25 protein-coding genes are annotated in these 25,632 nt (G+C 33.7%); 3 read left to right on the plus strand and 22 right to left on the minus strand.

The genetic code is table 11. The annotated features are described in order from the left end of the window. Nucleotides 1-10 precede the first annotated feature (10 nt). From A9G17_RS05055 to accD, 8 genes are all read right to left on the minus strand, one after another. Nucleotides 11-217: a YheU family protein gene (locus tag A9G17_RS05055; RefSeq protein ID WP_065737777.1), complete on the minus strand. Its 207-nt coding sequence runs from the start codon at nt 215-217 to the stop codon at nt 11-13. 321 nt (nt 218-538) lie between these two features. Further along, nucleotides 539-1,567, minus strand: coding sequence for a hypothetical protein (locus tag A9G17_RS05060; protein WP_065737778.1), 1,029 nt, complete (start codon nt 1,565-1,567; stop codon nt 539-541). A 172-nt stretch (nt 1,568-1,739) separates the two neighbouring features. Further along, complete coding sequence (locus A9G17_RS05065) at nt 1,740-4,433, minus strand: inverse autotransporter beta domain-containing protein (protein WP_065737779.1); 2,694 nt, start codon at nt 4,431-4,433, stop codon at nt 1,740-1,742. A 473-nt stretch (nt 4,434-4,906) separates the two neighbouring features. Continuing rightward, nucleotides 4,907-6,424, minus strand: coding sequence for an amidophosphoribosyltransferase (gene purF, locus A9G17_RS05070; RefSeq protein WP_065737780.1), 1,518 nt, complete (start codon nt 6,422-6,424; stop codon nt 4,907-4,909). Between the two features lie 18 nt (nt 6,425-6,442). Then, nucleotides 6,443-6,928, minus strand: a complete 486-nt coding sequence (locus A9G17_RS05075; protein WP_065737781.1) for a CvpA family protein — start codon at nt 6,926-6,928, stop codon at nt 6,443-6,445. Between the two features lie 125 nt (nt 6,929-7,053). After that, nucleotides 7,054-7,635: an SPOR domain-containing protein gene (locus tag A9G17_RS05080; protein ID WP_065737782.1), complete on the minus strand. Its 582-nt coding sequence runs from the start codon at nt 7,633-7,635 to the stop codon at nt 7,054-7,056. 12 nt (nt 7,636-7,647) lie between these two features. Next, entirely contained in the window at nt 7,648-8,922 is a 1,275-nt protein-coding gene (gene folC, locus A9G17_RS05085) for a bifunctional tetrahydrofolate synthase/dihydrofolate synthase (RefSeq protein ID WP_141677564.1), read from the minus strand. Nucleotides 8,923-8,925: 3 nt separating this feature from the next. Next, nucleotides 8,926-9,816 carry an acetyl-CoA carboxylase, carboxyltransferase subunit beta gene (gene accD, locus A9G17_RS05090; RefSeq protein ID WP_065737784.1) on the minus strand — a complete coding sequence of 297 codons (891 nt, stop codon included), beginning with the start codon at nt 9,814-9,816 and terminating at the stop codon, nt 8,926-8,928. A 320-nt stretch (nt 9,817-10,136) separates the two neighbouring features. Between accD and tmaR the strand changes: the two genes are divergently transcribed. Continuing rightward, nucleotides 10,137-10,457, plus strand: a complete 321-nt coding sequence (gene tmaR, locus A9G17_RS05095) for a PTS system regulator TmaR (protein WP_025316420.1) — start codon at nt 10,137-10,139, stop codon at nt 10,455-10,457. A gap of 58 nt (nt 10,458-10,515) precedes the next feature. Here tmaR and yciH read toward each other — a convergent pair whose 3' ends face one another. The 14 genes from yciH to casA all read right to left on the minus strand — a co-directional run bounded on the left by yciH (nt 10,516) and on the right by casA (nt 24,211). Next, on the minus strand, nt 10,516-10,839 hold the full coding sequence (gene yciH / locus A9G17_RS05100; protein WP_367301842.1) for a stress response translation initiation inhibitor YciH: 324 nt from the start codon (nt 10,837-10,839) through the stop codon (nt 10,516-10,518). A gap of 4 nt (nt 10,840-10,843) precedes the next feature. Further along, nucleotides 10,844-11,548 carry an orotidine-5'-phosphate decarboxylase gene (pyrF, locus tag A9G17_RS05105; protein ID WP_065737786.1) on the minus strand — a complete coding sequence of 235 codons (705 nt, stop codon included), beginning with the start codon at nt 11,546-11,548 and terminating at the stop codon, nt 10,844-10,846. A gap of 34 nt (nt 11,549-11,582) precedes the next feature. Further along, complete coding sequence (locus A9G17_RS05110) at nt 11,583-12,755, minus strand: GDSL-type esterase/lipase family protein (RefSeq protein ID WP_065737787.1); 1,173 nt, start codon at nt 12,753-12,755, stop codon at nt 11,583-11,585. After that, nucleotides 12,748-14,184 (minus strand): SGNH/GDSL hydrolase family protein, encoded by a 1,437-nt coding sequence (locus A9G17_RS05115; RefSeq protein WP_065737788.1) that lies wholly within the window; start codon nt 14,182-14,184, stop codon nt 12,748-12,750. Before A9G17_RS05115 ends, A9G17_RS05110 begins: the two co-directional genes overlap by 8 nt. A gap of 18 nt (nt 14,185-14,202) precedes the next feature. Next, nucleotides 14,203-15,603 carry an MBOAT family O-acyltransferase gene (locus A9G17_RS05120; RefSeq protein ID WP_065737789.1) on the minus strand — a complete coding sequence of 467 codons (1,401 nt, stop codon included), beginning with the start codon at nt 15,601-15,603 and terminating at the stop codon, nt 14,203-14,205. A gap of 63 nt (nt 15,604-15,666) precedes the next feature. Further along, on the minus strand, nt 15,667-16,653 hold the full coding sequence (holB, locus tag A9G17_RS05125; protein WP_065737790.1) for a DNA polymerase III subunit delta': 987 nt from the start codon (nt 16,651-16,653) through the stop codon (nt 15,667-15,669). Further along, on the minus strand, nt 16,650-17,291 hold the full coding sequence (gene tmk, locus A9G17_RS05130; protein ID WP_065737791.1) for a dTMP kinase: 642 nt from the start codon (nt 17,289-17,291) through the stop codon (nt 16,650-16,652). Before tmk ends, holB begins: the two co-directional genes overlap by 4 nt. Nucleotides 17,292-18,322: 1,031 nt before the next feature. Then, on the minus strand, nt 18,323-18,616 hold the full coding sequence (gene cas2e / locus A9G17_RS05135) for a type I-E CRISPR-associated endoribonuclease Cas2e (protein ID WP_065737792.1): 294 nt from the start codon (nt 18,614-18,616) through the stop codon (nt 18,323-18,325). A gap of 1 nt (nt 18,617) precedes the next feature. Then, a complete protein-coding gene (gene cas1e / locus A9G17_RS05140; protein WP_065737793.1) occupies nt 18,618-19,535 on the minus strand; it encodes a type I-E CRISPR-associated endonuclease Cas1e in 918 nt (305 codons plus the stop codon). A gap of 11 nt (nt 19,536-19,546) precedes the next feature. Beyond that, nucleotides 19,547-20,218 carry a type I-E CRISPR-associated protein Cas6/Cse3/CasE gene (gene cas6e / locus A9G17_RS05145; RefSeq protein WP_065737794.1) on the minus strand — a complete coding sequence of 224 codons (672 nt, stop codon included), beginning with the start codon at nt 20,216-20,218 and terminating at the stop codon, nt 19,547-19,549. Further along, nucleotides 20,219-20,962, minus strand: a complete 744-nt coding sequence (cas5e, locus tag A9G17_RS05150) for a type I-E CRISPR-associated protein Cas5/CasD (RefSeq protein ID WP_065737795.1) — start codon at nt 20,960-20,962, stop codon at nt 20,219-20,221. Nucleotides 20,963-20,975: 13 nt separating this feature from the next. After that, a complete protein-coding gene (gene cas7e, locus A9G17_RS05155) occupies nt 20,976-22,040 on the minus strand; it encodes a type I-E CRISPR-associated protein Cas7/Cse4/CasC (RefSeq protein WP_065737796.1) in 1,065 nt (354 codons plus the stop codon). Nucleotides 22,041-22,045: 5 nt separating this feature from the next. Further along, nucleotides 22,046-22,663 carry a type I-E CRISPR-associated protein Cse2/CasB gene (gene casB, locus A9G17_RS05160; RefSeq protein WP_065737797.1) on the minus strand — a complete coding sequence of 206 codons (618 nt, stop codon included), beginning with the start codon at nt 22,661-22,663 and terminating at the stop codon, nt 22,046-22,048. 39 nt (nt 22,664-22,702) lie between these two features. Beyond that, nucleotides 22,703-24,211 carry a type I-E CRISPR-associated protein Cse1/CasA gene (gene casA / locus A9G17_RS05165; RefSeq protein ID WP_081301685.1) on the minus strand — a complete coding sequence of 503 codons (1,509 nt, stop codon included), beginning with the start codon at nt 24,209-24,211 and terminating at the stop codon, nt 22,703-22,705. 587 nt (nt 24,212-24,798) lie between these two features. Between casA and A9G17_RS05170 the strand changes: the two genes are divergently transcribed. Further along, nucleotides 24,799-25,227, plus strand: coding sequence for a succinate dehydrogenase/fumarate reductase transmembrane subunit (locus A9G17_RS05170; RefSeq protein WP_065737798.1), 429 nt, complete (start codon nt 24,799-24,801; stop codon nt 25,225-25,227). Nucleotides 25,228-25,241: 14 nt separating this feature from the next. Continuing rightward, nucleotides 25,242-25,598, plus strand: a complete 357-nt coding sequence (gene frdD / locus A9G17_RS05175; RefSeq protein WP_065737799.1) for a fumarate reductase subunit FrdD — start codon at nt 25,242-25,244, stop codon at nt 25,596-25,598. The last annotated feature ends 34 nt before the right edge of the window (nt 25,599-25,632 follow it).

Raw genomic sequence — 25,632 nt, forward strand, 5'->3', positions numbered from 1 at the left:
ATTTTAGCCATTATTTAACAAGTCTAATATCAACAGTTTGATGTAATTCAGACCAAAAGATTGCCACTGTTCCATCAATTAATTGAGATTTTACTTGAGTAACCTTTTCTTGGAGGGATTTTTCTTGTAAACCATAATCGGTACCTTCACGTAACACAAAGGATTCAATTATGTTATTTAACGTTTGTGGGTCAAGATTTTGCCAAGGAATAATCATGATAAATTAATATTATTTGGAATTATTAGCATTCTAAATCATCCATTTAAAAATAAGAAGAATCATTTCATTTTTTAATTTTATTTGACTAATAATCGTGAGGTTAAATCATATAATAAAGTTATATAAACTATCTTAAAACTAAAAATATAAGTTTTATTATTCGTAACATTATAATGTGCAGTTTTATTTTTATTCAAATTATTTACATAAACCCTACATAAATAAATATTTTTTAGTAATAAAGAAAAACCACTCATATGAGTGGTTTTAACAATATTTTAAGCAATTACTATTACTTATAAAAATACCAACTTATATTTATTGGTTAGCTGTAACTTTTAATTTATAACCTTGAGCACCTGCTTTATAGGTTGTGTTATATATTGAGTTATGATTTGCTGTTTCGCTACCTAAGTAAACAGTATCACCATCGGCTGTTGTCTTGGTTGATGGTAACACATCATCAGTAGCAGCAACTTCTTCATAGGTACCGTCAAGCGTCCATTGATATGTATATGCTGAAGTCTTAATTAACTCACCGTCATCAATACTACCGTTTTTATCAGCATCATTCCATACTACAGCACCGAATTTATCACCATATTTAGGGCTTTCAGTTGCACCAGCTTTAGCATAGTCAACTGTAGTATCTAACTTATCCTCTGCATTGTATTTGAAGATACCAACTTTAAAGGTATCACTAACAATTGGACCTTTACCTGGTGCTTGATCACCTGGACCTTTTGGATCAGAAGGTAGTGTATCTGGTGCAGTTTCACCTGTAGATACTTCTGGGAGTTCTGATGACCAAACATCAGATATACTTAACCATTCATTTGAGTTAGGTAAACCGAATTCGGTACGTTCTTGTAATTGGAAACCAATTTGATCTACACCAGCGAATTGATCATCAATTTCAATTATAATAGAATTTGATTGTACACCATTTTCACTTGTACCAGCATTAAAAGTAGTTTTAACAGCGTCAAGCGGTTGCCAAGCACCAAAATTACCACTACTATCTTTTGTTCTTGTAAAAACTTTAAGTGATTTTAGGACTTGTCCTTGATCCGTATCACCATCTTTGTCCAGCACTTTATATGAAATTTTCATATAGTCACCGACTTTAACGTTTTCATTTGCTCCAATTTCAGTGGTACCAGCAGAATCACTAGTAAATGTTACGCTAACAGTATGATCTTTAGCATCACCATTTACTTTGGAAAGTACAGGTGCATTACCTTGTATTAATCCATTAGTTGTTGCAACTAATGCAAATGCGCTACTTGATGCATAACCTGCTAATAATAAGCCGAATGCAATTTTTTTGATTGTCGAATTTTTCATGTTTAACTTCCTATTTTTTATTTTTAAATTAAATATGTTGTATTTATTTGAATACAACACTTTTGTTGGTGTTTCCAAATATAGGCTACCGAAATCATTCGTTCGCCTAAAACCTATAACTTTATCTTCGTATCACTTACACAATACGCATTAACTAAAATTCTTAGTTATATTAATTTACAATTGTTACTTGCAATTTAAAGCCTTGATCCCCCGCACATGCTAATGGTGAAGGTATAACCGAAGGTTGTAAATCCAAATGAGCAGGTGCATCGGCAACAACATTAATACCTTTACCTGCTGTTGCATAACTCAACGTTCTCTTACTTCTTATCTTGTAATCTGCATTAGGCCCCATAGCAACGTTAAACCATGGACCATTTGGATTTTCTACATAACTTGGTAATGGAGAGGTTGCGGCACTACCAGGACAAGCTTGTTCATTGGAACCAACAAGTGACCAAACAACAAATGGATCCTTAAGTTCCTGACCATTAACATCATAGCCCTTCACATAATATTGAGTATCAACTTTCCATTCTTTAATAGCATTTGGATCAAATTGTAGTGAGTTACCTGTGCTTGTAGCTACTAATACACCACCTTCTTGGTAAACTTTAATGGTATTAGCTTGCCCCCCCGTAAAATCAACGGTAGCTTTATTAAAAGAAGTACCAAATCTATCAATGGTAATTGCAAAATCTACAGCACCAGCAAGATTAGAAGCAACATCCAAAATGTAGCTATCACCTACTACTTCAATATTAGCAGCCGTTGCAGCATTAGAAGATACTTTTTGTCCCATCTTAACTTTTTCAAAACCTTTTACAATGACACAAGGTTCTTGCGATGGACAGGCATTCACATTACCCGACGTACCGTCAATTAAAGCTACTTTTTTACCATTGCTTGTAGCTGACCATCCTTTTAATACTGACGCAAAATTATCAGGTATACTATTCATTACTTCTTCATCACTAAAACCTTCTACATCGTTTTCAGAGGTAATAGAACCGATGTCTACTTTAGGTTTAACTAATGTAGCAAAAATAGTAATTGCACTTTGACCATCCGCAGGTCTATTAGCCATTGAAGCCTTATTTCCGTTTTCATCTATTACCCAAACCCCAACTTTACGCGTATTTAGATTTGGTAATACTTCAAATGAAATCGAGTTAGATGTTGCAGATTTACCTTTTTCGTCAGTAACTGTTACGGCCAACGTATATTTACCCTTCGTACTTACAGGACGACGTTGACCATTAGAATCAACATAATTAGGTGCTACAATTTTCCAATTGTTAATATTGGTATGAGGCGTTAACCAGTTAGAAGAATTACATGTTCCTGTTGCAAAACAAAAGAATCCTCCCCCCGCATCAATTTCCATCATATCACCAGACCATGAGACACTGCGTATACCTTTAGCATTATGAACGCCAATGCTGACATCATAAGTCTCACCTTCCAATAATTGCAGTGATTCAAGCCCTAAATCAACACTCATTTTCTTTTCTTTATATTCAAGAACAATGTAATTATTACGATCAACAAGATCATAACGACTACCTTTAACTGAACGAGCTGCTTGAACCATATCGGGATCTAACTGATCTTTTAAAGGCATTCCGATACGGTAGTTCATGGTCAATTCAGCTTTAGTTTCTTTATTACTATCTTGACCCCGTTTATGTTCAGCTTTAACCGTAAATAGAGGGACTGGCGTATAATCAATACTCGCAGTTACAGCCCTAGGATCCTTTTGTAGATTATCTTTACCAAATAATGCCACTTTATCACCATAGTATTGTTCATACATCAATGAACCACCTAAATGTGGATATTGTGGTAAGTATCCTTGAAAACGAACATCAAAACCTCTTGCTGCACGTTCTAAATAATCATCAAAATCTCTTGAATTTTTCCAATCAGATAATGGGTGATAATAGTTAATGGCAAACTTCATATAGTCTGTCCAAGCTTCAGCACCAATACCTAAACGGTTATGAGAGCGTTGAAAATCGTGGTCTAAAAATACGTTATAACCTAATAACCATGTTTTATCAGCTACATCCCAACGTTGCCCAATACCAAAGTTACCAATACGTCGATTATGCTCATATTCTTGAAACGATAATTGAGTAAAGATCAAAGTATCTTCGGTGTCGTACCATGGACTAAATAATTTGGCATTGATATTGTTAAATGAACCAGTATCACTTAAATCAAACTGTAATTGCGCTGTACCAAACTGTCCCAAAAAATCTTGTGCTGCACCTTTTAATGGATCAACAACTTGGTTTCTTACACCATTACGTACATAATTTTCGGCATAATCTTTTGCTTTATTTTTTACATGCCCAGCAATGCCACCATTATCAGAAGAGGTGATTTGTTTCCAATCTTGAGTAGCTAAAGTCTGTAAAGTTGATGCAACTTGACTTGCTAAAGCATCTTTATCAGCTTTAACGTCATAATTATCATCAGAACCTAACTTAGGCAAATTAGCATATTTATCTTGACTATCAGAATCTGATTTTTTCAATGTAGGTAATATTGGAGAATTCTCAGGGAGAACCAAACGCTCTCCAACTTCTACCATATCTTTTTTGTCATAACGCCCAGCATTCATCTCTCTCAATTCAGAAACAGAGATGCCACTTAAAAGTGCTATTTGATATAGGCTACGTTGTTGGTTATTAACCATTTCACGAACCTTCATACCATTTTTTAACTCGATCACTTTATTACTATCAACTGCTGTTACTGTTTCAGAAACAGTATTATCGACTGCCCAACTCATTTGGCAGCCTAAAGCCATGATAACTAGTGTAGAGATAACTTTTAAATTAAGATTATTTCTCATCTTAATTATTCCTTATATTTCACCGACACAATGCTACGCAGTAACAAGTTCTTTTTATTTGTTAATGAAGCCATCTATCATTAAATTTTTATTATCAATTTGTTCTGATAAAAAATGCTTCAAATTTGTTTTCTTTCCATGTTTTTTTTTAAGGATTTTAAAATTATTTAAAACCCTTTATACAGAAAAGATGATATTACAAAATTGTCATAAATCAAAATAAATTTACATCTTTTTTGATTAATTTTTGTAAACAAATATAATTTTGTTATTTTTCATATAGTTAAATAAAAATAAGAATAGTATGATTTTAGTAAACTAATTGTTCGACTTAGTAAACATTGTAATAACTAATTTAAAATTACTTTATTGTTATAATTAGGAGTGTGTAACAAATTGATTGGATGAAAAAAACAGACAAACCGTATAATAATTCATCTGTTTTTAACATTTTTTTCATTTTAGATGATTTTTTATTGACCTTCATTATAAATTTCTAGATTTTCTGATTCTTTAGTTGGTGTTAACTTAATCTTATCGCTTCTGTTTATTTCTAGCGAAGACAAATAATTATCATCAATACCGTCAGTAATATATTTCCCATTAAAAACAGAACACTCCAAATGTGTTATGCTTGGATTTAGGATTTTAATTGAATCAATTAAATCAGAAAGATTTTGAAAAATAAGTTTATCAGCACCGATATCTTTAGCTATTTCATCAACTGTTCGATTATAAGCAATCAGTTCGCTCGCAATGGGCATATCAATACCGTAAACATTAGGATACCTGATTTCTGGTGCGGCAGAAGCTAAATAAATTTTCTTCGCGCCACACGAACGAACCATTTCAAGAATCTTTTCAGATGTAGTGCCTCTGACGATTGAATCATCAACTAAAAGAACATTTTTACCTTCAAATTCAATACGATTTGCATTGAGTTTTCTTCTAACGGAAAGTTTACGCGCAGTTTGTCCGGGCATAATGAATGTTCGCCCAACATAACGATTTTTAACAAATCCTTGTCGATAAGGCTTATTTAATATTCTTGCAATTTCAAGCGCAGCATCACACGATGTCTCTGGAATCGGTATGACAACATCAATATCAACATCCTTCCATTCTTTTGCTATTTTTTGCCCTAATTTTTGTCCCATTAAAATGCGAGATTGATAAACAGATACACCATTCATCAACGAATCCGGTCTTGCAAAATAAACATATTCAAAAATACATGGATAATATTGAGGATTATCTGAACATTGCTGTGAATATAATTGCCCATCTTGAGTGATATAAATCGCTTCGCCAGGTTCAACATCACGCATAAACTCAAAATCAAGAATATCTAATGCCACACTTTCTGAGGCAACCATATATTCAATTTTTTGATTTTCCAAAACTCTTCTACCAATAACTAACGGACGGATTCCATAAGGATCTCGAAAAGCAACCAAACCATGTCCTATAATCATTGCTACACAAGCATAGGCGCCCTTAATAATCGTATGTACATTATGAATTGCGGTAAAAATATTATCTGGGCTAAGAGGGTAAGTTGGAAATTTATCGAGTTCGCTGGCAAAAATGTTAAGTAAAACTTCTGAATCGGAATTAGTGTTGATATGACGCCTAGCTAACTCAAAAACTTTATTACGCAATTTATCGGTATTAGTTAAATTACCATTATGAGCAAGAGCGATACCATAAGGTGAATTGACATAAAAGGGTTGTGCTTCCGATGGACTGGAGCTTCCGGCTGTCGGATAACGTATATGACCAATGCCTAAATTACCTTGTAGACGCTGCATATGATGTTCTTGGAATACATCTTTAACTAGACCATTAGCTTTTCGCATACGAAAGCGATTTTGATCATCAATTGTAACAATACCTGCAGCATCTTGTCCTCGATGTTGCAACACAGTCAATGCATCATAAATTGATTGGTTGACCGTACTACTTCCTACAATACCTACAACACCACACATATAATGACTACCTCAAGCTTACTGAACTAAAAAAGATGATGAATGTTGGATATAATCAAAAAACCAACGAATAATAAAATGAAAATGAGGAATAAGCTGTGAATTGGTCCAATAAGGTGATTTTGATAATGGCGTAAAGGTATCAATGAAAAAGAGTAATGCTGCAACAACTAAAATACCGCGCAAGATTCCAAAGCAGATACCTAAAACTCGGTCAGTGCCGGATAAGCCAGTTTTTTGAACTAATTGACCAATAACATAAGAAACAACAGAGCATACTAATAATGTAGCAAAAAAAAGTATAGTAATTGCTACTGCAATACGAATGATATCGCTATCAAAGTAGGTCAAGTATGGAGTGATATAAGTATAAAAATGACCTGCTATAAAAAAAGCTAATCCCCAACTAACAAGAGATAAGGCTTCTCGTATAAAACCTCGAACGATACTAACTGAAGCTGAAAAAGCAATAATACCTATAATTGTAATATCAACCCAATTCATCATAATAATCCGCTATTTTATATTAAAAAATATTTTTATCCCGCTAATTATTGTAAATAAATAATACGATATGTAAACTTATTAAGTTATAAATTAATTTTATCTTTGATATAACGAGATAATTCTTATTCAGCTACAATAATACCTTTCAATTTTGTCAAGTTATTTAAATTAGTAATAATTTGTTCTGCTTGTTCCCTTTTTGCGTATGGGCCAACTTGTAATTTAATCACTTGATTCGGTTCTGGATTTTTAGGTACGAGCCTCACGTTATAATTATTTAATCTCAATAATGCAACGAGTTCTTCAATTTTTTGTTTATTTTTTAACGCTGTTAGTTGAATCATAAATGTTTTAGTTTCTTGTCCTGAAACTGAAACTTTCGAATCTGACTCGTCATTTTCGGAAATATCCGGTAACGTCAATGGGTTTGAATTTTGATCTACACCCGAAATATATGAAGTGTTAGGTATATTATTGGTATTGTCAAAATCATCACCTGATTCATTAGGTGAGTTTATGAGTTGATTTTGTTGATTAACTATTTCTGGTTGTAAAATTGGAGTAGCTGAAGTTCGTTGATTAGATTTATCTATTAGGATCCATGGTGCTATTATAGCTAAAATTAACAATAATGTTGCAAAACCAACGAGTTGATTTCTTATTCTATTTTGATTAGTGCTGCTACTTTTTTTATTTTTCATCATGATTAATTAAACTTAATCCGCTAAATTAGCTAAAACATCAGATACCGTATAAAACGAACCACATACTACTATAATATCATCTTTTTTAGCATCTTGTAGAGCCATTTGATAAGCATCGAAAACGTTATCAAATGTTGATACATTATGCTTATTATCCTCTATTAAATGTTTTTTTAATACGTCACTACGGCATCCTCGTTCGCCATAAAGTGAGGCACAATACCAAGCATCCCCTTTCAATATAGACAAAGTACTTTTAATGTCTTTATCTTTAAGCATAGCAATAACAAATCTAACTTTACCTAAATGTTTTTTTTCTGACCGCAAGAATGCTAATTGCTTTATTAAATAATCAGCCGCATGAGGATTATGGGCGACATCAATTATTACAAGTGGGTCTGTATTTATTGTCTGAAATCGTCCAACCAGACTTGAATTCAATAAACCGTCAATTATTTGTCTTGTTTCAACTTGCACCGATGAATAACTCAAAGCTGCAATTGCTGTTGCAGCGTTAGCTAAGGGGACTTTAGGAATTGGTAAAGATTGATATTGATTTCGACTAGAATAAAAATCCCACTTATCGTTACTCTTTTGCTCATAAGACCAATCATGATTAATGCAATGAATAGGACAATTGATTAACTTAGCTGCATCTAAAATTGACATAGGGATATCTGGTTCTCCCACGATAGCAATACTTTTAGACTTAAAGATACCTGCCTTTTCTCGACCTATACTTTCACGTGTATTACCTAAATAATCAACATGATCAATACCAATCGTTGTCACAATTGCAACATCAGCATCGACAATATTAGTTGCATCAAGCCTACCACCTAAACCGACTTCTAAAATAACAACATCCAATTTAGCTTGTTTGAATTGATACAGTGCAGCGAGAGTAGCATATTCAAAATAGGTAAGTGAGATTTCACCGCGCGCATTCTCAATTTGTGTAAATGCATTTATCGTTTCTTGCTCTGTTGATTCTTGATTATCAATTCGCACTCGTTCTGTAAAACGTAATAAATGAGGAGAACTATAAACACCAACGTGCAAATTGGCTGCAAGTAATATCATCTCAAGTGTTTTACAAGTTGTGCCTTTACCATTAGTACCAGCAACCGTAAATATATAAGGTGCTGGTTGCAATAAATTAAGGCGCTGAGCAACAGTTTTGACACGCTCCAAACCAAGATCAATTGTTGAAGGATGTAGTTGTTCTAGATAACAAAGCCATGCTGATAAGTCAGACAAGGCATTAGGTTTTTCAACTTGCATGATTAGTTACATTGTTTCATTATTGGTCGCATCATCAAAAGGTGCTGGAAGTTTCATTAATTTCGCGATTAAACCAGCAATTTTTGGTCGCATGTCTTTGCGATGGATAATCATATCAAGTGCGCCTTTCTCTAGCAGAAACTCACTACGTTGAAAGCCTTCAGGTAACGTTTCTCGAACTGTTTGTTGAATAACCCGAGGACCTGCGAAACCTATTAATGCTTTTGGTTCAGCGATATTAATATCACCGAGCATCGCTAAACTTGCTGATACACCACCCATTGTAGGGTCAGTCATAACTGAAATATAAGGTAAACCTTCATCTTGCATTTTAGCTAAAATAGCGCTCGTTTTTGCCATTTGCATTAATGAAAAGAGCGCTTCTTGCATTCGTGCACCACCACTAGTTGAAAAACAAATTAATGGACACTTATCGGCAATAGCTTGCTCAGCAGCACGGGTAAATAATGCGCCAACAACTGAAGACATTGATCCACCAATAAATGCAAACTCAAAACAAGCGACCACAACAGGAATGCCAAGTAGTGTTCCTTTCATAACTACCATAGCTTCTTTTTCACGGGTATCTTTTTGAGCAGCGGTTAACCGATCTTTATATTTTTTAGTATCTTTAAATTTTAAGATATCTTTTGGTGCAAGTTCTGCACCGATTTCAACATCCGAACCTTCATCTAAAAATCGGTATAATCTTACTCTTGCAGCAATATGCATATGGTGATCACATTTCGGGCACACCTCTAAATTACGATCTAGTTCAGCTTGATAAATGATTTGTTCACAATTACTACATTTGGTCCAAACACCACCAGGAATATTCGCCTTTTTATGATCTGACGATATATTATTTTTACTTAGAATTTTTTCAATCCAGCTCATTATGATTCTCTCATTAGATACTCTTTATAAATATTGGGCTATTGTATAATATTTTGTAATAATTCTTAATAGTTGTTTTAATTTTTCTCTTTTTTGTAAAAATATCTGAGGAAGAGCATACGTTTAAGTATAAAATTAATGACTAAATTCAACAATAATGCCAAATGCCGATAAATAAATCATAAAAAGGCAATTAATTATTGAATTTTGCAACAAAATCTGATGATATTTAAAAATATAATTAATATGATCTTAAAAAATTATTAGTATATAATTAGCCAAGGTTTATTTTTCAATTTTTTACAATTAAGGGGTTTTAGATGGACAAGGAAAAAGCAAGTGCACCATCGTTTCAAGATGTATTAGAATACATTCGCCTATCACGTCGTTTAAATAAATTAAAACGCGAAATTTCAGATAATGAGAAAAAAATTCGCGATAACCAAAAACGTGTACTCTTACTTGAAAACCTAAGTGAATACATTAAACCAAATATGACGTATGAAGAACTTCAAGCAATTATTGCTAATATGAAAAGCGATTATGATGATCGAGTTGATGATTATATTATTAAGAATGCTGAAATATCAAAAGAACGTCGTGATATCAGCAAAAAAATGCGCACATATCGTTCGAATTAATTTTTGAATATATAACTCCCATAATGTTATACATGGGAGTTATGTTTTATCAGTTAAATCATCCGCCAGCAAGTTTAACTTTAAAGCCTTTATCTTCTAACAACGACTTTAGCAAATCTCGTTTATCGCCTTGAATTTCAATCGTTCCATCTTTAATAGAGCCGCCACATCCACAACGTTTTTTTAGTTCTCCAGCTAATTTAGACAATTGATTATCATCCAAATCAAAACCAGAAATAACACATACGCCCTTCCCTTTACGACCCGAAGTCTGTCGTTGAATACGTATGATACCATCACCTTTAGGACGAGATAACTTTACTTCTATTGGTTTAATTCGTCCTTGTTCAGTCGAATAAACAAGAGGATTATCGGACATAATTAAATTAACTCTTACTTAAATCAAGGGTAGATAAAATAGATTTTAATGCTTTAGCAGGGTCTTCTGCTCTCGTAATTGGTCGGCCAATGACTAAATAATCGGAGCCCGCCGCTTGAGCACGTTGTGGAGTCATGATACGGCGCTGATCATCAGGTCCTGAATCTACAGGACGAATACCTGGTGTGATCAATTTAAAATTACTACCAAGTCTAGTTCTAAAACTTTGTACTTCTTTAGCTGAGCAAACCACTCCGTCAAGCCCACAATTTTTCGCGAGTATAGCTAATTTGGTTGCTTGTTCTAAAGGTGAAACATTAATACCAATATCTTTAAGATCGGCCGCTTCCATACTCGTTAATACTGTTACAGCAATTAAAAGTGGTGCATCTTTACCATAAGGATAAAGTGCATCTTTTGCCGCCTCCATCATACGAATTCCGCCACTAGCATGAACATTAGTCATCCAAACACCTAAATCAGCCGCTGCTGCTACTGCCTTAGCCACGGTATTTGGAATATCATGGAATTTAAGATCTAAAAAAATTTCAAAGCCTTTATTCATAATCTGTTTTATGAATTCAGGTCCAGCATGAGTAAATAATTCCTTACCAATTTTTAAACGACAATCTTTCGGCTCAACCCGATCAATAAAATTCCAAGCTGACTTAACATCAGCAAAATCAACAGCAACAATAATTGGTGATGACATAACTCATTTATCCCTTTTTTATCTTAAATTTTATCTATCTTTTTTGTACAAATTCATTTAAATCATTATAAAATATTCGTGCACTTTCTTTATAACCTTTCAAAGTTTGATGAACTAAATCTGGGCGAGCTAAACCGCGTTTACGCCATTCTTTAATGGCAAATTTACCACCCATCGCCTTTTGCCAATCCCAAAATAATGTTTTTTCACTTCTAGCCACTTGTTTTTGAATATTCATTATTGCCGAAAATGATTTAGGTATATCTTTTTGATTAACCATTGTATCAGGTGGCGTCATTATTAAGATAGTGGCATTGGGTAATGATTTACGAATGAGCCGTATATTATTAATTAAATTTTTTCGGTATGCATTGAGATCTAAAGTTTCATCAAAACTTTCATTGGTTCCATACTCGAGTATAATTAAATCACTTTTTGATAAAGATAGTTCTTTAAACCAACTTGGGCTCCATTTCTGCCATATAGCCTGCCTTGCCCCATTTGTGGCAATTGCTGAGACAATAACTCCAGGTTGCTGGTAACGAGTTAACCAAATACCCCCAAGTTCAACTGTACTTTGTCCTGTTATTTTTAGTGGCATTTTAGCAACAACAGATACACTTTGCCAAATATTGGCTTTAGGGACATAGTCAAATTTAATTCTTTTATTATTATTATCATAAAGCCCAAATAAATTAGACGTGTTTTTTAGAGGTTTAAAAATTAACTGAACCCGCCAATCTGTATTATAATCTGATTTAGGTTGAATCTGTAATACCGCAGAATTTTGGTTAGGCCTAGCAATAAAGCCACCCATAGGAAAATCTCTATTACTCAAGGTTCTACTACTTAACACATCCCAATTTTTACTTTTCCAAGTAACTGCTGCATGACTTTGACCTTTTATTGCAATTGGTGTTATCCAGCCAATACCTGCATCACCATATTTTCCCTGCATCAATGTTCTAAATTCACCAGTAAAAAAATCTGCTGCGGTATGCGAATCACCAAATTGAGTGATATTAACAACATTATTTGCTCTTTTATTGGTCATTAATGATTTCAATCGGGTAGCAAATTGTTTTGCATTTGGATCACCAAAATCAATAATTCCAGACCCCGTAGTTGCTTCACTTTCAGCCACACTATATCCAAAAGTGAAAGTAACAAAAATAACAGTCAGAAAAGACTTTAAAAACTTATTCACTATGGACATCCTCTAATTTTTTGAAAATTATTTTTTCCATAATAGCTTTTGCCAGAATTTTTTGACCTGAAGGTGTAAAGTGAACCCCATCATCAACCCTTACCCTGATTTTCTCTTTATTCGTCTCAACAAAACTATTAAATTTTTCGTATGAACAACCGAGCAATTCATTAGTTGTTAGAAAATGTTGTTGAGTTTTTTCAAGCTCTGACTGATATAATTTATTAAGATAAACCATACCATCATTTAGTTTTTGCTTACGCATACAAGGTGGAGCAAGCCAAAGGACTTGTACACGATGTTTTTGGACATGATCTAAAATACTGGCAATACGTAAACGATATTGTTTTTCCCATAGTTTAGATTTAAATCTTGCATTTGTTGCATAACCTTTAACAGGAAAATCCCATGGATCGTTAGCTCCTAAAAAAACGACAAGTAATTTAATTGAAGGATCTTCAGATAGTTTATCATTAATCGTTTTTGGCCAATCAAAAGCTTTAGGATAACTTAGTCCAGTACTACGTTTGCTTAAATCAATGCTTTCAATTTTATATTGTTTGAATAGCATTTTTTTAACATATGGTGCAACACCTTGCATTAAAGAGTCACCAGCAAAAAAAACTTTATCATTTTGAGTCAATACGATTGGTATTGGATCATCGATTAATGACGCATCATCAGGCAAAATCTCTAGTTGATCATTTTTATCTATCGGAGTCACTTGCGTTTCTATTGTTTTAATATCTGTAGATAATTGTTGAACTTTCTCTTCAACTTTATCTTCAGCTTCAACTTTCTTTTTAGCACCAAGTTTATCTTCAGTATTGCTTATTGTTTCTTGCTTTGTTTGTTGTGTAGTTTCTGACTTAGTATTTGGATCAACAATCTCTAATTCAGATGATTCTTCCTCTAGTGATTTATCCTCTGTAAATAATCTTAGAATATCTTCTTTTGTTTCAAGCTTAATTTCTTTTGATTCAGATCGATTTTCTTCAATAGCTTCTATAGATTCAGTAGATTCATCAGGTTCATCAGATTGATTAGATTCATCAGTAACCATTTTTTCCTCAGAGATTAAATCATCCTCAGGGGCGGTAATGTCTTCGCTTATATCTTTTTCCAACTCTTCTGGGTTGGTATCTTCAGCAAGCGTATCGGAATCCAATAGTTCTGAATGATAAGTTTGTTGCCAATAAATTAGTATTGATTTGTAATAAATTGACATCAATACAATTGCTGTCAAAAGCAAAATCACACAAATATAACGAGCGGATAAAGTACTTCTAACAATTTCAGAAATAATATGATTTTTAACAAATTTTCTTGATCTCTTGAAAGCAGCTTTATTCAATGCATTAGGAGATTGCCATTTCAGATTCAAGTAAGTATTTTTCTTATTTTTCGTTACCGATTTTTTATATTCCATAATAAGTTATCATCATAATCAAAAGTTAGCATAAATAAAGTTTGGCACACCAGAGGGTGCAATATATATTGTCAACCACAATACTGAAATAAAAATGATAGGTAAGTAATTCAGATTTATTCTACTTATCAGTAAAGTAAACCAATCTGGAATATTTTTTAATATCGGATAAATAAAAAATACTACGTAAATACTTAAAAAAGTAACAATATATTTTGGTTCAATCAAAAAGTTATGTGTTAATGCGGTTAAATAATCTAATGCATCAGACAAACTTTCACTGTTAAAAAATAGCCATGAAAAACACACATAATGCCAAGTCAGAAATCTAGCTAATGTAGGAGAACGCTCAGTTATCCAACCACGGCCAAAATAATGTTCACTAATATTAAGCACTATAATACCAACTCCGTGACATGCACCCCAAATAATAAAATTAATTCCAGCTCCATGCCACAAACCCGATATTAGCATCGCCAACATCACATTAATCTGCGTACGAATAAGTCCTTTTCGATTACCACCCAGAGGGATATAGATATAATCACGAATCCAGTGCGATAAACTAATATGCCAACGGCTCCAAAATTCTCGCAAATTACAGGCTAAATAAGGGAAGTTAAAATTACTTGGTAAACGGAAACCTAATAAAAGAGCAATACCAGTAACTAAATCGGTATAGCCTGAAAAATTTAAGTAAATTTGAATGGCATAACCATAAAGTCCTACTAACAAATCAATAACACTAAATTCTAAAGGATTAGCAAAAATTGGCGTAACCCAGTTTTCACTTATGATTCCGCCTAAACAATAGACTTTAATTACAGATAAAATTATTAGAGTAAAAGCTCTAAAAGGTTGTAAAATTTTGCGAGGATGACGGGTTGTTATTTGAGGTAAAAAACCTTTAGCGCGATTAACTGGGCCAGCAATAACACTCGGAAAAAAAGATAAAAACAGTGCAAAATCCCAAAATTTAGCTACTGGTAATTCACTTTTTTTTACTGAAACAATATAGCTAACCGAATGAAGGGTATAAAATGATATTCCAATAGGAATAAGTACTGTTACAACTGGTAGAGCGATTGGTAAATTAAAGAAATTAAGTAAGGCCTGCAACTCATAACGGAAGAAATCAAAATATTTAAACAGCGACAAATTAACTATTGATAAACATAATGCCAAAATTAACCATTTATTATCATTTTCATCTGATCGGGCAATCATGATTGAGAAAAAATAAATTACACAAGTGTAAATAAAAAGAATTAACGCAAACTGCAAGCTAAAACTGGCCACAATAAGATAACTTGAAACTAAAAGTAATTTATTTTGTAATTTAGGAAAAAGACGATACCGCCAATATAACGCAAAAAAAACGATAAAGATTAGTCCAAATTCAATAGATAAATAACTCACTACATTCCTTTTTTATATAAACATATATCGAACCTGAAAGTTCTTTAAAAGTATATTAACGTTTTAATCACTAATTATCTCAGACTGAGCTAGCACATTATAAACAATTAATTCTTTATTTAGCCCTGTTACAGATAATAATAAACGCCTAGCCTGCAGCCATAATTCATACAGTGCAGAAATTTTTTCATTGCTTTTAGTCGCTAATAATCTTACTAATGGTACTTGATCACGATTAACAATAAAACGACCAGCTTTTTGCTTTGCCTTTAATGCATCGCTTAATAAAGCACAAAACCAAATAATACATTCAATAAATTCTTCATTATCGAATGTTTTTGCAAGTTGCCAATAATCATTATGAGATACAACGCGTAATAAACCGTCACAAAATGCCTTTCTTTGCTGCCACTTTTCTGGTTTTAATAAAGCTAGTGCTGCTAATGGCGCATTTTCGCTCAATAATAGCGCAGAGGCAAGCTCATTATCGTTACTTTGCTGACAATGTCTCTTTTTTAACCATTCAATGGATTGTTCCAATTTAGGTAAAGATAAAAAATAAGAAAAACAACGACTATGAATTGTTGGTAATAAATGGCTATTATGTTCATCACTTAAAATAAAATAGGTATTTTCTGGTGGCTCTTCTAATGTTTTAAGTAATGCATTAGCTGCAGCTTCTGTCATTAAAGCGGCACGCTTAATCCAAATAACTTTATTGCCACCTTGTTGGGATTTCTCGTACACTTTAGTGGTAATTTTTCGAATTTGATCAATACCAATAGATTGTTTATCTTGTTCATTAGTTATGACGTAAAAATCTGGGTGATGATGGGATATAAATAACTTACAACTGTGGCAACTTGAACAAGGTTCTAATTGCTCTGCAGACAAACATAATAAACGATTAGCCACCATATTAATGAACTCATCTTCACCACTTCCTTGCACGTAATTAATCAATAACGCATGATGAGTCTTTTTATGCATAATTCCTTCGGCAAATTGTTGATAAGGCGATATCAGCCAAGGATAATCATTTAAAATCATACATTAGTAACCTGTTGTGTTAACCATGTTGTTAGGATCTGTTCAATTTGCATTGTCACCTGATTGATTGATTTAGATGCATCAATGGTAAAAATGGTTTCATCTTGATTTGCCAACTCTAAATAACGTTGACGAATTCGCTCAAAAAAGGGTAATGACTGTTGTTCAATACGATCGAGTTCACCTCTTGCTCTAGCACGCATTAAACCAATTTGTGGTTCAATATCTAAATATAAAGTTAAATCAGGCTTAAAATTACCTAAAACTTGCTCTTTTAATGTAGTGATAAAAACTTTATCTAACTGGCGACCACCGCCTTGATAAGCTTGCGTTGATAAATCATGCCGATCACCAATAACCCATTTACCGGCATTAAGAGCAGGCTTAATCACATTATCAATCAATTGAATACGAGCGGCATATAACATCAGCAATTCAGCTTTATCCGTCAAAGGTTCATCATCTAAACCATTTTTAATAAGATTGCGTAATGCTTCAGCAATTGGTGTACCACCTGGTTCACGAGTAAATTGTAAATCGCAAATATGATATTGATTTAAAATACGAGCAACGGTATTGACTGCTGTCGTTTTACCCGCACCTTCAATACCTTCAATGACAATAAATTTGCCTGTCATGCTAAATTCCTAAACTATTTATGATGATCATATGTTTAATATCGCGCTATTGTACGCTATTTTTGATTATTAGTTTAGTTAGTTAACTGTTACCTTTATTTTTAGTGTTTTAAAACGAATTTTACAGCTATCCAAGATTTTTAATAAATATTATTCGATTTTTTATGTTAATGAAAATATAAAAGTAAATATATGTCTATTATTGGTAAAGAAATAAAGTTAAAACGTTATTAAGACTTTAAGGAGAAGATATGCTTATAACCCTGTAGCTAAAAGCCTTTCATTACTTTACCTAATTAATCTAACTATATATCCCTGTGTATACAGGGAACACGCCGAAGGGCGTAATTTAGTGCAAATATATAACCGGTTTATCCCTGTCTATACAGGGAACACACGTACGCATTATCTGTGCGTACCATTACTATAGCGGTTTATCCCTGTGTATATAGGGAACACGATTTCACAAAAACTGTAATCGATTTCATTTTTGGTTTATCCATATGCATACAGGGAACACACCTATTAACTAAGGGCGATCAATTATACGCCCAGTTTATCCCTGTGTATACAGGGAACACCTGATAATGTCCTGCAAAACCTCGATACAAGCCGGTTTATCCCTGTGTATACAGGGAACACACCGAAATCTCCGCCTATGGTAATATCCGTGTCGGTTTATCCCTGTGTATACAGGGAACACATTTTCGCTTTCATCTACAACGAGACTAAAATCGGTTTATCCCTGTGTATACAGGGAACACTTGTTTTTGGGTTAGGTTTGCGGATTTTCGTGCGGTTTATCCCTGTGTATACAGGGAACACATTTAGGGTCATAGACATTGACTGCACGAGCCCGGTTTATCCCTGTGTATACAGGGAACACGTTAGCCCACAGTTCGAATTCACGCTCAATAGCGGTTTATCCCTGTGTATACAGGGAACACTCTAAATATATATAATTGTTTTATTTAGATTTATTGGCGACCCAAAAATCTACCAATTTTTTTAATTTTTTAAAGAACGTTAACCTATTGATTTTCAATAGGTAAAAAAGAGACTAATCTTAGTCCATCTAAATCTACCGGAACCCTTCTATTAGCGCCATAAGTTTGGAAGTCAAATCCTGATTCTGTATTAGTCGCCCAAGCAAGGACAACATTGCCTTCTTCTGCTAGTTTAACAATTTGTTGCCATATCATTTCTCTTATTGGTTTTGATATGTCACCAATATAAACTCCGGCTCTAATTTCAAGTAACCAAATTGCTAAACGTCCACGTAATCGTGGTGGAACATTTTCAGTTACCACAATACACATACTCATATTAGCGACTCCTAAAGCCACTATCGGCTAGAGATTGAGGTTCTGGGATAGCGGGTGGCAGGGCATCATCAGGTGGTAGAGGCGGTTCGATACCACCAGCGGACAAAACTTCTTCAATAAGCGGAATTAATATTGCTAATGTCCTCTGGCTTCTAAAAATTTCACGACAGGCCACACGAACTTCCCGATCGGGATCAATCTTGTTTTTTGCAGCTATTTCAAATGCTTTGGGAACAACTGTATCAAACTTAATAATGTCAGCAATATCATAAACAAATGAGAGTGGTTTTCCACTATGCACAAATCCGATTGCTGGAGCATAGCCAGCCGCCAAAACAGCCGCTTCAGTGATCCCATATAAGCAAGATGTGGCTGCACTTATACATTGATTAACCATATCTCCTTTTTGCCAATCTTTAGGGTCGTATTTTCTTCCGTGCCATTTAACATGATAACGTTTAGCCAGTAATGAATAAGTTTCACGTACGCGCGATCCTTCAATACCTCGTAACTGTTCAATTGAACGACGACTAGGTGCAGGTTCACCAAATCGTAACTCGAACATTTTTTTGACCACTTTTAAACGTAAATCATCATCTAAAGCCAATTTAGCTTGATATAGTAATTTGTCTGATCTTGCTCCACCTGGTTGCCCCGATGAATACATTCTGACGCCAGCTTCACCGACCCAAACAAGCAAAGTGCCGACCATTGCCGCTAGTTTGATAGCGGCATGAGAAACTCTAGTTCCGGGTTCTAACATTATGCAAGCGATAGAACCCACTGGAATATGAGTCCTAATGCCTGTTTTATCAATTAATACAAACGCTCCATCTAGAACATCAATTTGTCCATATTGTAAAAAAATCATTGAAGTTCTATTTTTTAAAGGAATGGGATTAAGTGGAATATAAACCATAACCGTTTATCCTATTGATAATGTTTTATCAAGAATAAACCACAACCAAATCCTTTACTTTTGCCAATTCCTTGATAGATGGTTTCTAAAAACAATTCAACATCAGTCACCGTTAACACGCCTTGATAATCAACACTACTATAATGAATTGGTTTAAGATCACTTTTTTTAATAAATTGCTGTTGGGCATAATTAATTACTCTGCAATTCACTTGTTGATCGTTAGTTGTTGATAGTGAAAATCCTCTGGTTTCACTCTGTTTAATTAACCAATTTATTGCAGCTTGATTTTGGCAAATTTTTATCTCATTAGTCTTTAAACCTTGTTGTTTAATCAGATATTTAGCATTCATCATTACATCACTACGCTTACCATTTTTAAACACCACTGGATTCGCCCGTAGTGAAAAAAACAATCTCATTCCAATTGTTAATTTTGGTAGATACGGTTTAGTTTCTATTAAAAATAGTTGATGATTTGAGAGTGGTGCTACTTCCGATAATAGATAATATTGATAATCTTTACTAATTCGCTCTTCACGAAATAAAAAAGTTCGTTTTTCTTGATTAGGAAAGAGTTGCCATAACCATTGATGAATTGCATAAGGTCCCGAATTTTGCATTTTCTTTTGTATAACATAAGGAAGTTGGTTTAGTTTTAAAGTAACTCGAGAAAAATACATCTATTCACTCCCTTTCAAATTGCCGGAAAACTGCTGACGACAACTAAATTGCCAGCGCTCACGACTTATTGGTTGATCTTGCCGAAGCTGAATCTTAATTAAATCAAAGTGATCTTCTTGATTGGCCTGTTCCCAATAATATTCATCAGCAGTGCTTTTTAATAATTTAATGATAACTGGATTTTGACGATGACACTCTTGATAATGTTTATCTGCAAAAATAAAAGCCTCACTCAATGTTCCTTGATACAAGATAGGTGATAACGGCAACGATAAAGGTGAGTTTTTCCTTCCGGCGTATAATGGAAAAATGGGATTAAGTAATGCTAGTTGTATTTGCGCTAAACTATAGGGTGCATTTTCAGTTTCAGACATTACAATTTGATAGTAAACATCATTATAATATTCACGCTGTGATAATAAAGTTTCCAGCTCATGGGAGGTTTGTCGGATTTCATCAAAACGCGTATACCAGACTTGCTTTTTGTTAGCTCTCGGAGCTTGAACAGTATGAAAATCTCTAAACCAGCTATTATTAGCAATAAAAGGACGAATCGCAAAATGGTAATGCTGATTAAAATGATCAATTTGATTATCATCACGACGAATTCCGAGCGCCGCCGAGACTAATCCCAATAAAGCAGAACGAGAGGGAATAATATTACTGTGGCGAACTTCGCCAACAGCAGGTTCGCCCCAAGAGGTAAAAGGGGCATAAACTTGAAAAATAAGATGGTCTGTCATCTTGTCCGCTCTCCTATTTTTGTGCAACAAAATCTAAGGCCGCGCTAAGGGTTCCTTCTCCGGTTTCACTATTGAGAACATAGCGACTATCGGCGCATTGGCCATAAACTTTATCAAATTTATCACGTTGATCTTCTAAACGGGTAATGGCATCATTAACCAGATCTTGACTATGAATTGGCTTAAAATAAGCTACCGCTAAAGATCGAGGTTGTTGACTACCTTTTTCTATCAATAAGTAGGAAGTATATGCCCGTGAAGCAAAACTATTTTGCATACCTGTTGGTGCTACTTTGGTGGCTGATTCAGTTAAAGCTTTTAAGGTTTTTTCAACCAATACTTCATCACCATTTAAATTTTCTAGTAATAAATCACGACTGATACAGACATAAGTATAAAACAATGCAGAGGCAAATCCGCGTTCGCCCAAATGTGCTGAGCCTGCATCAACATCATAATTATTTAAATCATCAACGGCAGTAAAAAAATCATCCTCAATAGTCACGGTACTTACGCCTAATGCATGAGAAACTTGACACGCAGCTTCGATATTAAATGCCGGACTATCTGCTAACATTCGTCCGAATAATGCAATATCAATACTACTATTTTCTTTACGCAATAATTTAACTTCAATGTCGGTAGGCTCGCGTTTTTCAGTAATTAATAAATCAACTAATTGTTTAATTGCTTGTTGTTCATTATTACTAATATGTACTAATTGTTCGATTTCTAAATTACTCAATGGATCTTTTGGTGATTTTTCAGCTTTTACTTTACCAAAATGACCCGCAATTTTAATTGTACTCTCTTTAGCTACTTTTTCAGATATACCATTATCAATCATTGGTTTATATACCCAATCTCGAGCAAAGCGACGTGAACGAACACCAATATGATCGCTCAATGATTGATAAAAACAGTCAGAGGTTCGCCAAGCTCTTTTCAAGCTTTGTGACGAAATACGTAAACGGTCAGTATTACCCATTTTAGCTGTTTTTGGTCGACCTAAATCATCACGGTTTAAGTTTGAGGGGGCATAAGCGGTTAATAGATGTAATTGAATAAATGTAGTCATGATGATTATTCCTTAGTATTATTTTTAGTTGAAAAGTAATCCATTGCCCAACGAACAGAAAGGCGTTTAAACGGATTAGTATCGGCTGGCCAATTATGTTCACGTGCATCCCACTCTTGCATCCATAAAAAGATGCCATCAGCAATGGAAATTAGATTAACCCCTTTTTCACCTCGCAACTTGACGGCACGAATTAAACGCTGACAAAATTCTTTTGGGGTTTCACTGGTAAGAAGACGTTCAAATCGCAATTCAGATAAATAATTGCGTTCGCCGCCTTTTATTTTTTCACTCAATTGTGCTGCAAATGGCGACTTATCATTATTCTTTTCTGCAAAAGCAGCCACATTAACAAATATCTGTAATGCAAGATAATGTACATACGTTTGAGCTAATTTACTGTCGTTATTAATAAGTTTATTAGCTAAAATCCTGTAGCCATCTTGTAAAACTATAAACTCAGATAATGAATCTCGGCGTAATTCAGCACGCAATTTGCGCCCATTGTAACTAATACCATTGAATTTACCTTGCCATTGCTGCAACATAGAAAACCATTCATCAATAATCTTTTTATGATTATCATTTAGGATTATCAGTTTTTTTTGGATAGTGTCTGACATGTTATTCTCCTTACATGCTATCAAGACGGTTTGTTATTTTTAATTTTTTTTGATATTTTTAAGTTTATTAAAATTGTTAAGTAATTTTTTTCTTGTACTGATTTTTTCGGAACTGATCATTTGTTGATATGGGTCTGAAAAAGCAGCTTTATCGAAAACTTGGATGATATATTTCAATAACGAATCAGCCCAATCCAACAACAAATGAGAACGACCATTTGGATTATCTTTTTCTTTAATAAGTTGTTTCACAAATTGATAAAAAGATATTTCAGTTTCTTTCCAATAAGCAATATCAACGGAAAATGATTGTTTATTGATACTAGTCAATGCTTTACGCAGTAATGATAGAGTATCTTGACTAAACTCGAGCGCTCGTGCTATTAACTCTTTAATATCGCTATCTGAGTCAGCAAATATTGGATAAACAGGAAAGTTATGTTCATACCAGCAGCGAGCCTTCATATTGTCAAAATCATAACCAAAACACCAAAGGTGATATTTTTCGGATGATCTCAATCTACGATAATTATGAACGATGACAACTTGAGCTGGCTGATTCTCACCATTAGTAGTAACCATACCTAACCAATCTCGATAAATTAACCCACCGGGTTGACCTTTGATGGCAATCGGTGCACCCGTTTTATTGTCCGTTCGATAAGGAGATAAAGGATGCTGCCAGTTTTGATATTGAACACCATAATTTTTAGTTTGATAATGGCTAATAAGCTCGGACGACGCTTCACCACAAAGATCACAATTACCTTGCGTTATATTTTCAAAATCCAACTCAATTCTGCGAGGCATGCCCCAAAATGCTTGACAAAAATTAGCTTGTTCAGGAAATACACTTAAATTTTTTGGCGGTTCACTGGTTATGGTTTTGTTTAACCATGGAAAGACGGTTTCATCATAGCGTTGCGGTTTTTCATCATCATTAAGCGGCACTATATTTAACCATAATTTTTTCCATAATGGGGTAGATGAATTCAATTTAGGCATTATTAAAGTGGTAATCGGTCCCCCACCTCGTAAACTGACTCGATGCCCTTGTCCACCTGACGGGGCATTAGTTTGTAAAGTAAATAATGCCATAACTGCACAATGTGGACAGATAGCTTTAACAAAATCCCGCTTAATAAAATGATCCGTATTTTTCTTTAATGCATTTTCACCAGGTGCCTCAACCAATAAGCTCGATATTAGCACTTTATTACCATTTAATGGTGTAAAGTCTTGCATAAAAGCAGGTTTAGCTGCGCCAAATTGCATTGCAGGTTTAGCTTGTTCAAATGCATTATCAAGCTGTGATTGGGGTATACCCTCATGCCAATAGTCTAACCATTCATCATTATCTTTAGGAGAAAAAGTGGTTTGCAGTAAACCAATAAGAAATTGGTATGCAGCACCTTGAAAGTCAGGTCTAAAATAGGCTAAGTCGGAAATGGTTTCATCAACTAATTGACTGGGTTTAATTTTACTAATATGACCATCAAAATAGACAACAGGAATCCATTCATGATCTAACAGTGATAAAGAAGACAATTTATACTCCCTAATTCCATCAATAATCAGCCAATTACATCAAACCGATTATCTGTTTTAACTTAAATTATTTATACATTTTTATACATATTTGCTAACCTAAAACGGAAAGATAAGAACAAAATTATTCTTTTTCAATTAATTGTATAATTCCAGAATTTATTAGATAAAGTTTTTATTATTTTGTTGAATGACGCATTATCATTTTGAATAATGGCCCAATTTTAAAAATAAAATGATAAAAAATAGCAAATAGTATCTATAATTAATTACTCCACTATTGTGGAATTTTTAATCATATACAACATATCTAAACAGAATTTTATGATTTTTTCTAGTAAATATTTGATAAAATGAGATCTATATTTAATTTTTTATAAAATATCAATATTTTTTTATATTAGTGCTATCAAATCATTGATATTGATGACGCACATAATGCCAAGCATTGACTGAGTTAAAGCTTATATCATAGCTAGCCATAAATTAGCGACATAAAGCAGATTTGCCTTTATAATTGAGCAGTTAAAGTTAACCATCATAAGTATTATTCATTATATGAGTTTAAATGCAATATTGAGAGATTTATGAATCCCAAAAAACACAATAACTATCCCATTAACGACAAACAAATAAACATTAATCATTTTGATGTATTTCAACCTGAAACAAAGCGTCCTTTAGTGATTGCTATTATGCAGAAATTAATCCCCTTTGCGATGATTTGGGGCAGTTTAATGTTGATGTATGGCATAATATGCATGTATATCAACAGTATGGGACAAGATGAGTTTTACCGCTTTATCTTTTTTTTACGCAGTCCTTTTGTTGTTGTACTCAATTGCCTAGCATTATTAGTTGCTATTTATCATTCAATAAGTTGGTTTAATTTAGTCCCTAAAGTTATTTTTTCAACAAAGTCAAATAAGAGAGCACAAGATTATTTATTCACTGCCGGTTTATGGTTAGTGACAATCGCTATTTCAATTTGCTTAGTGTTATTTGTTTTAAAATAAATGGTATTTATCCGATGAAAAATCAAGAAATTCAAACTACACATTCAAAGGGAAATCTTGCAAAAGGATTATTTGTTTTAGGTGGCACATGGGCTGCGATATTTTTGCCAGCCATCATGATAATAATTGCATTCATTATTCCTTTTGGTAATGCAACAACGCGTTCTTATATACTTAAAGTGGCAAATACAGAAACTGGTAAATTATTTTTATTTTTAATGATTTCATTGCCGATTTGGTGCGCATTACAAAAGATTATCACGATTTTACATCATCATAAAATCTATCCAAAACGGGAAAAAATACTAACCGTTGCACTAGCCCTTGCATGGACTATGCATGCAGTTTATATTTTGTTTGTCCGAAGTTAACGAAAATAGAGTTTGATATAATTAAACGATAAAA

This window comes from Gilliamella sp. wkB7 (assembly GCF_001693435.1).
In the GTDB taxonomy this organism is placed as follows: domain Bacteria; phylum Pseudomonadota; class Gammaproteobacteria; order Enterobacterales; family Orbaceae; genus Gilliamella; species Gilliamella apicola_N.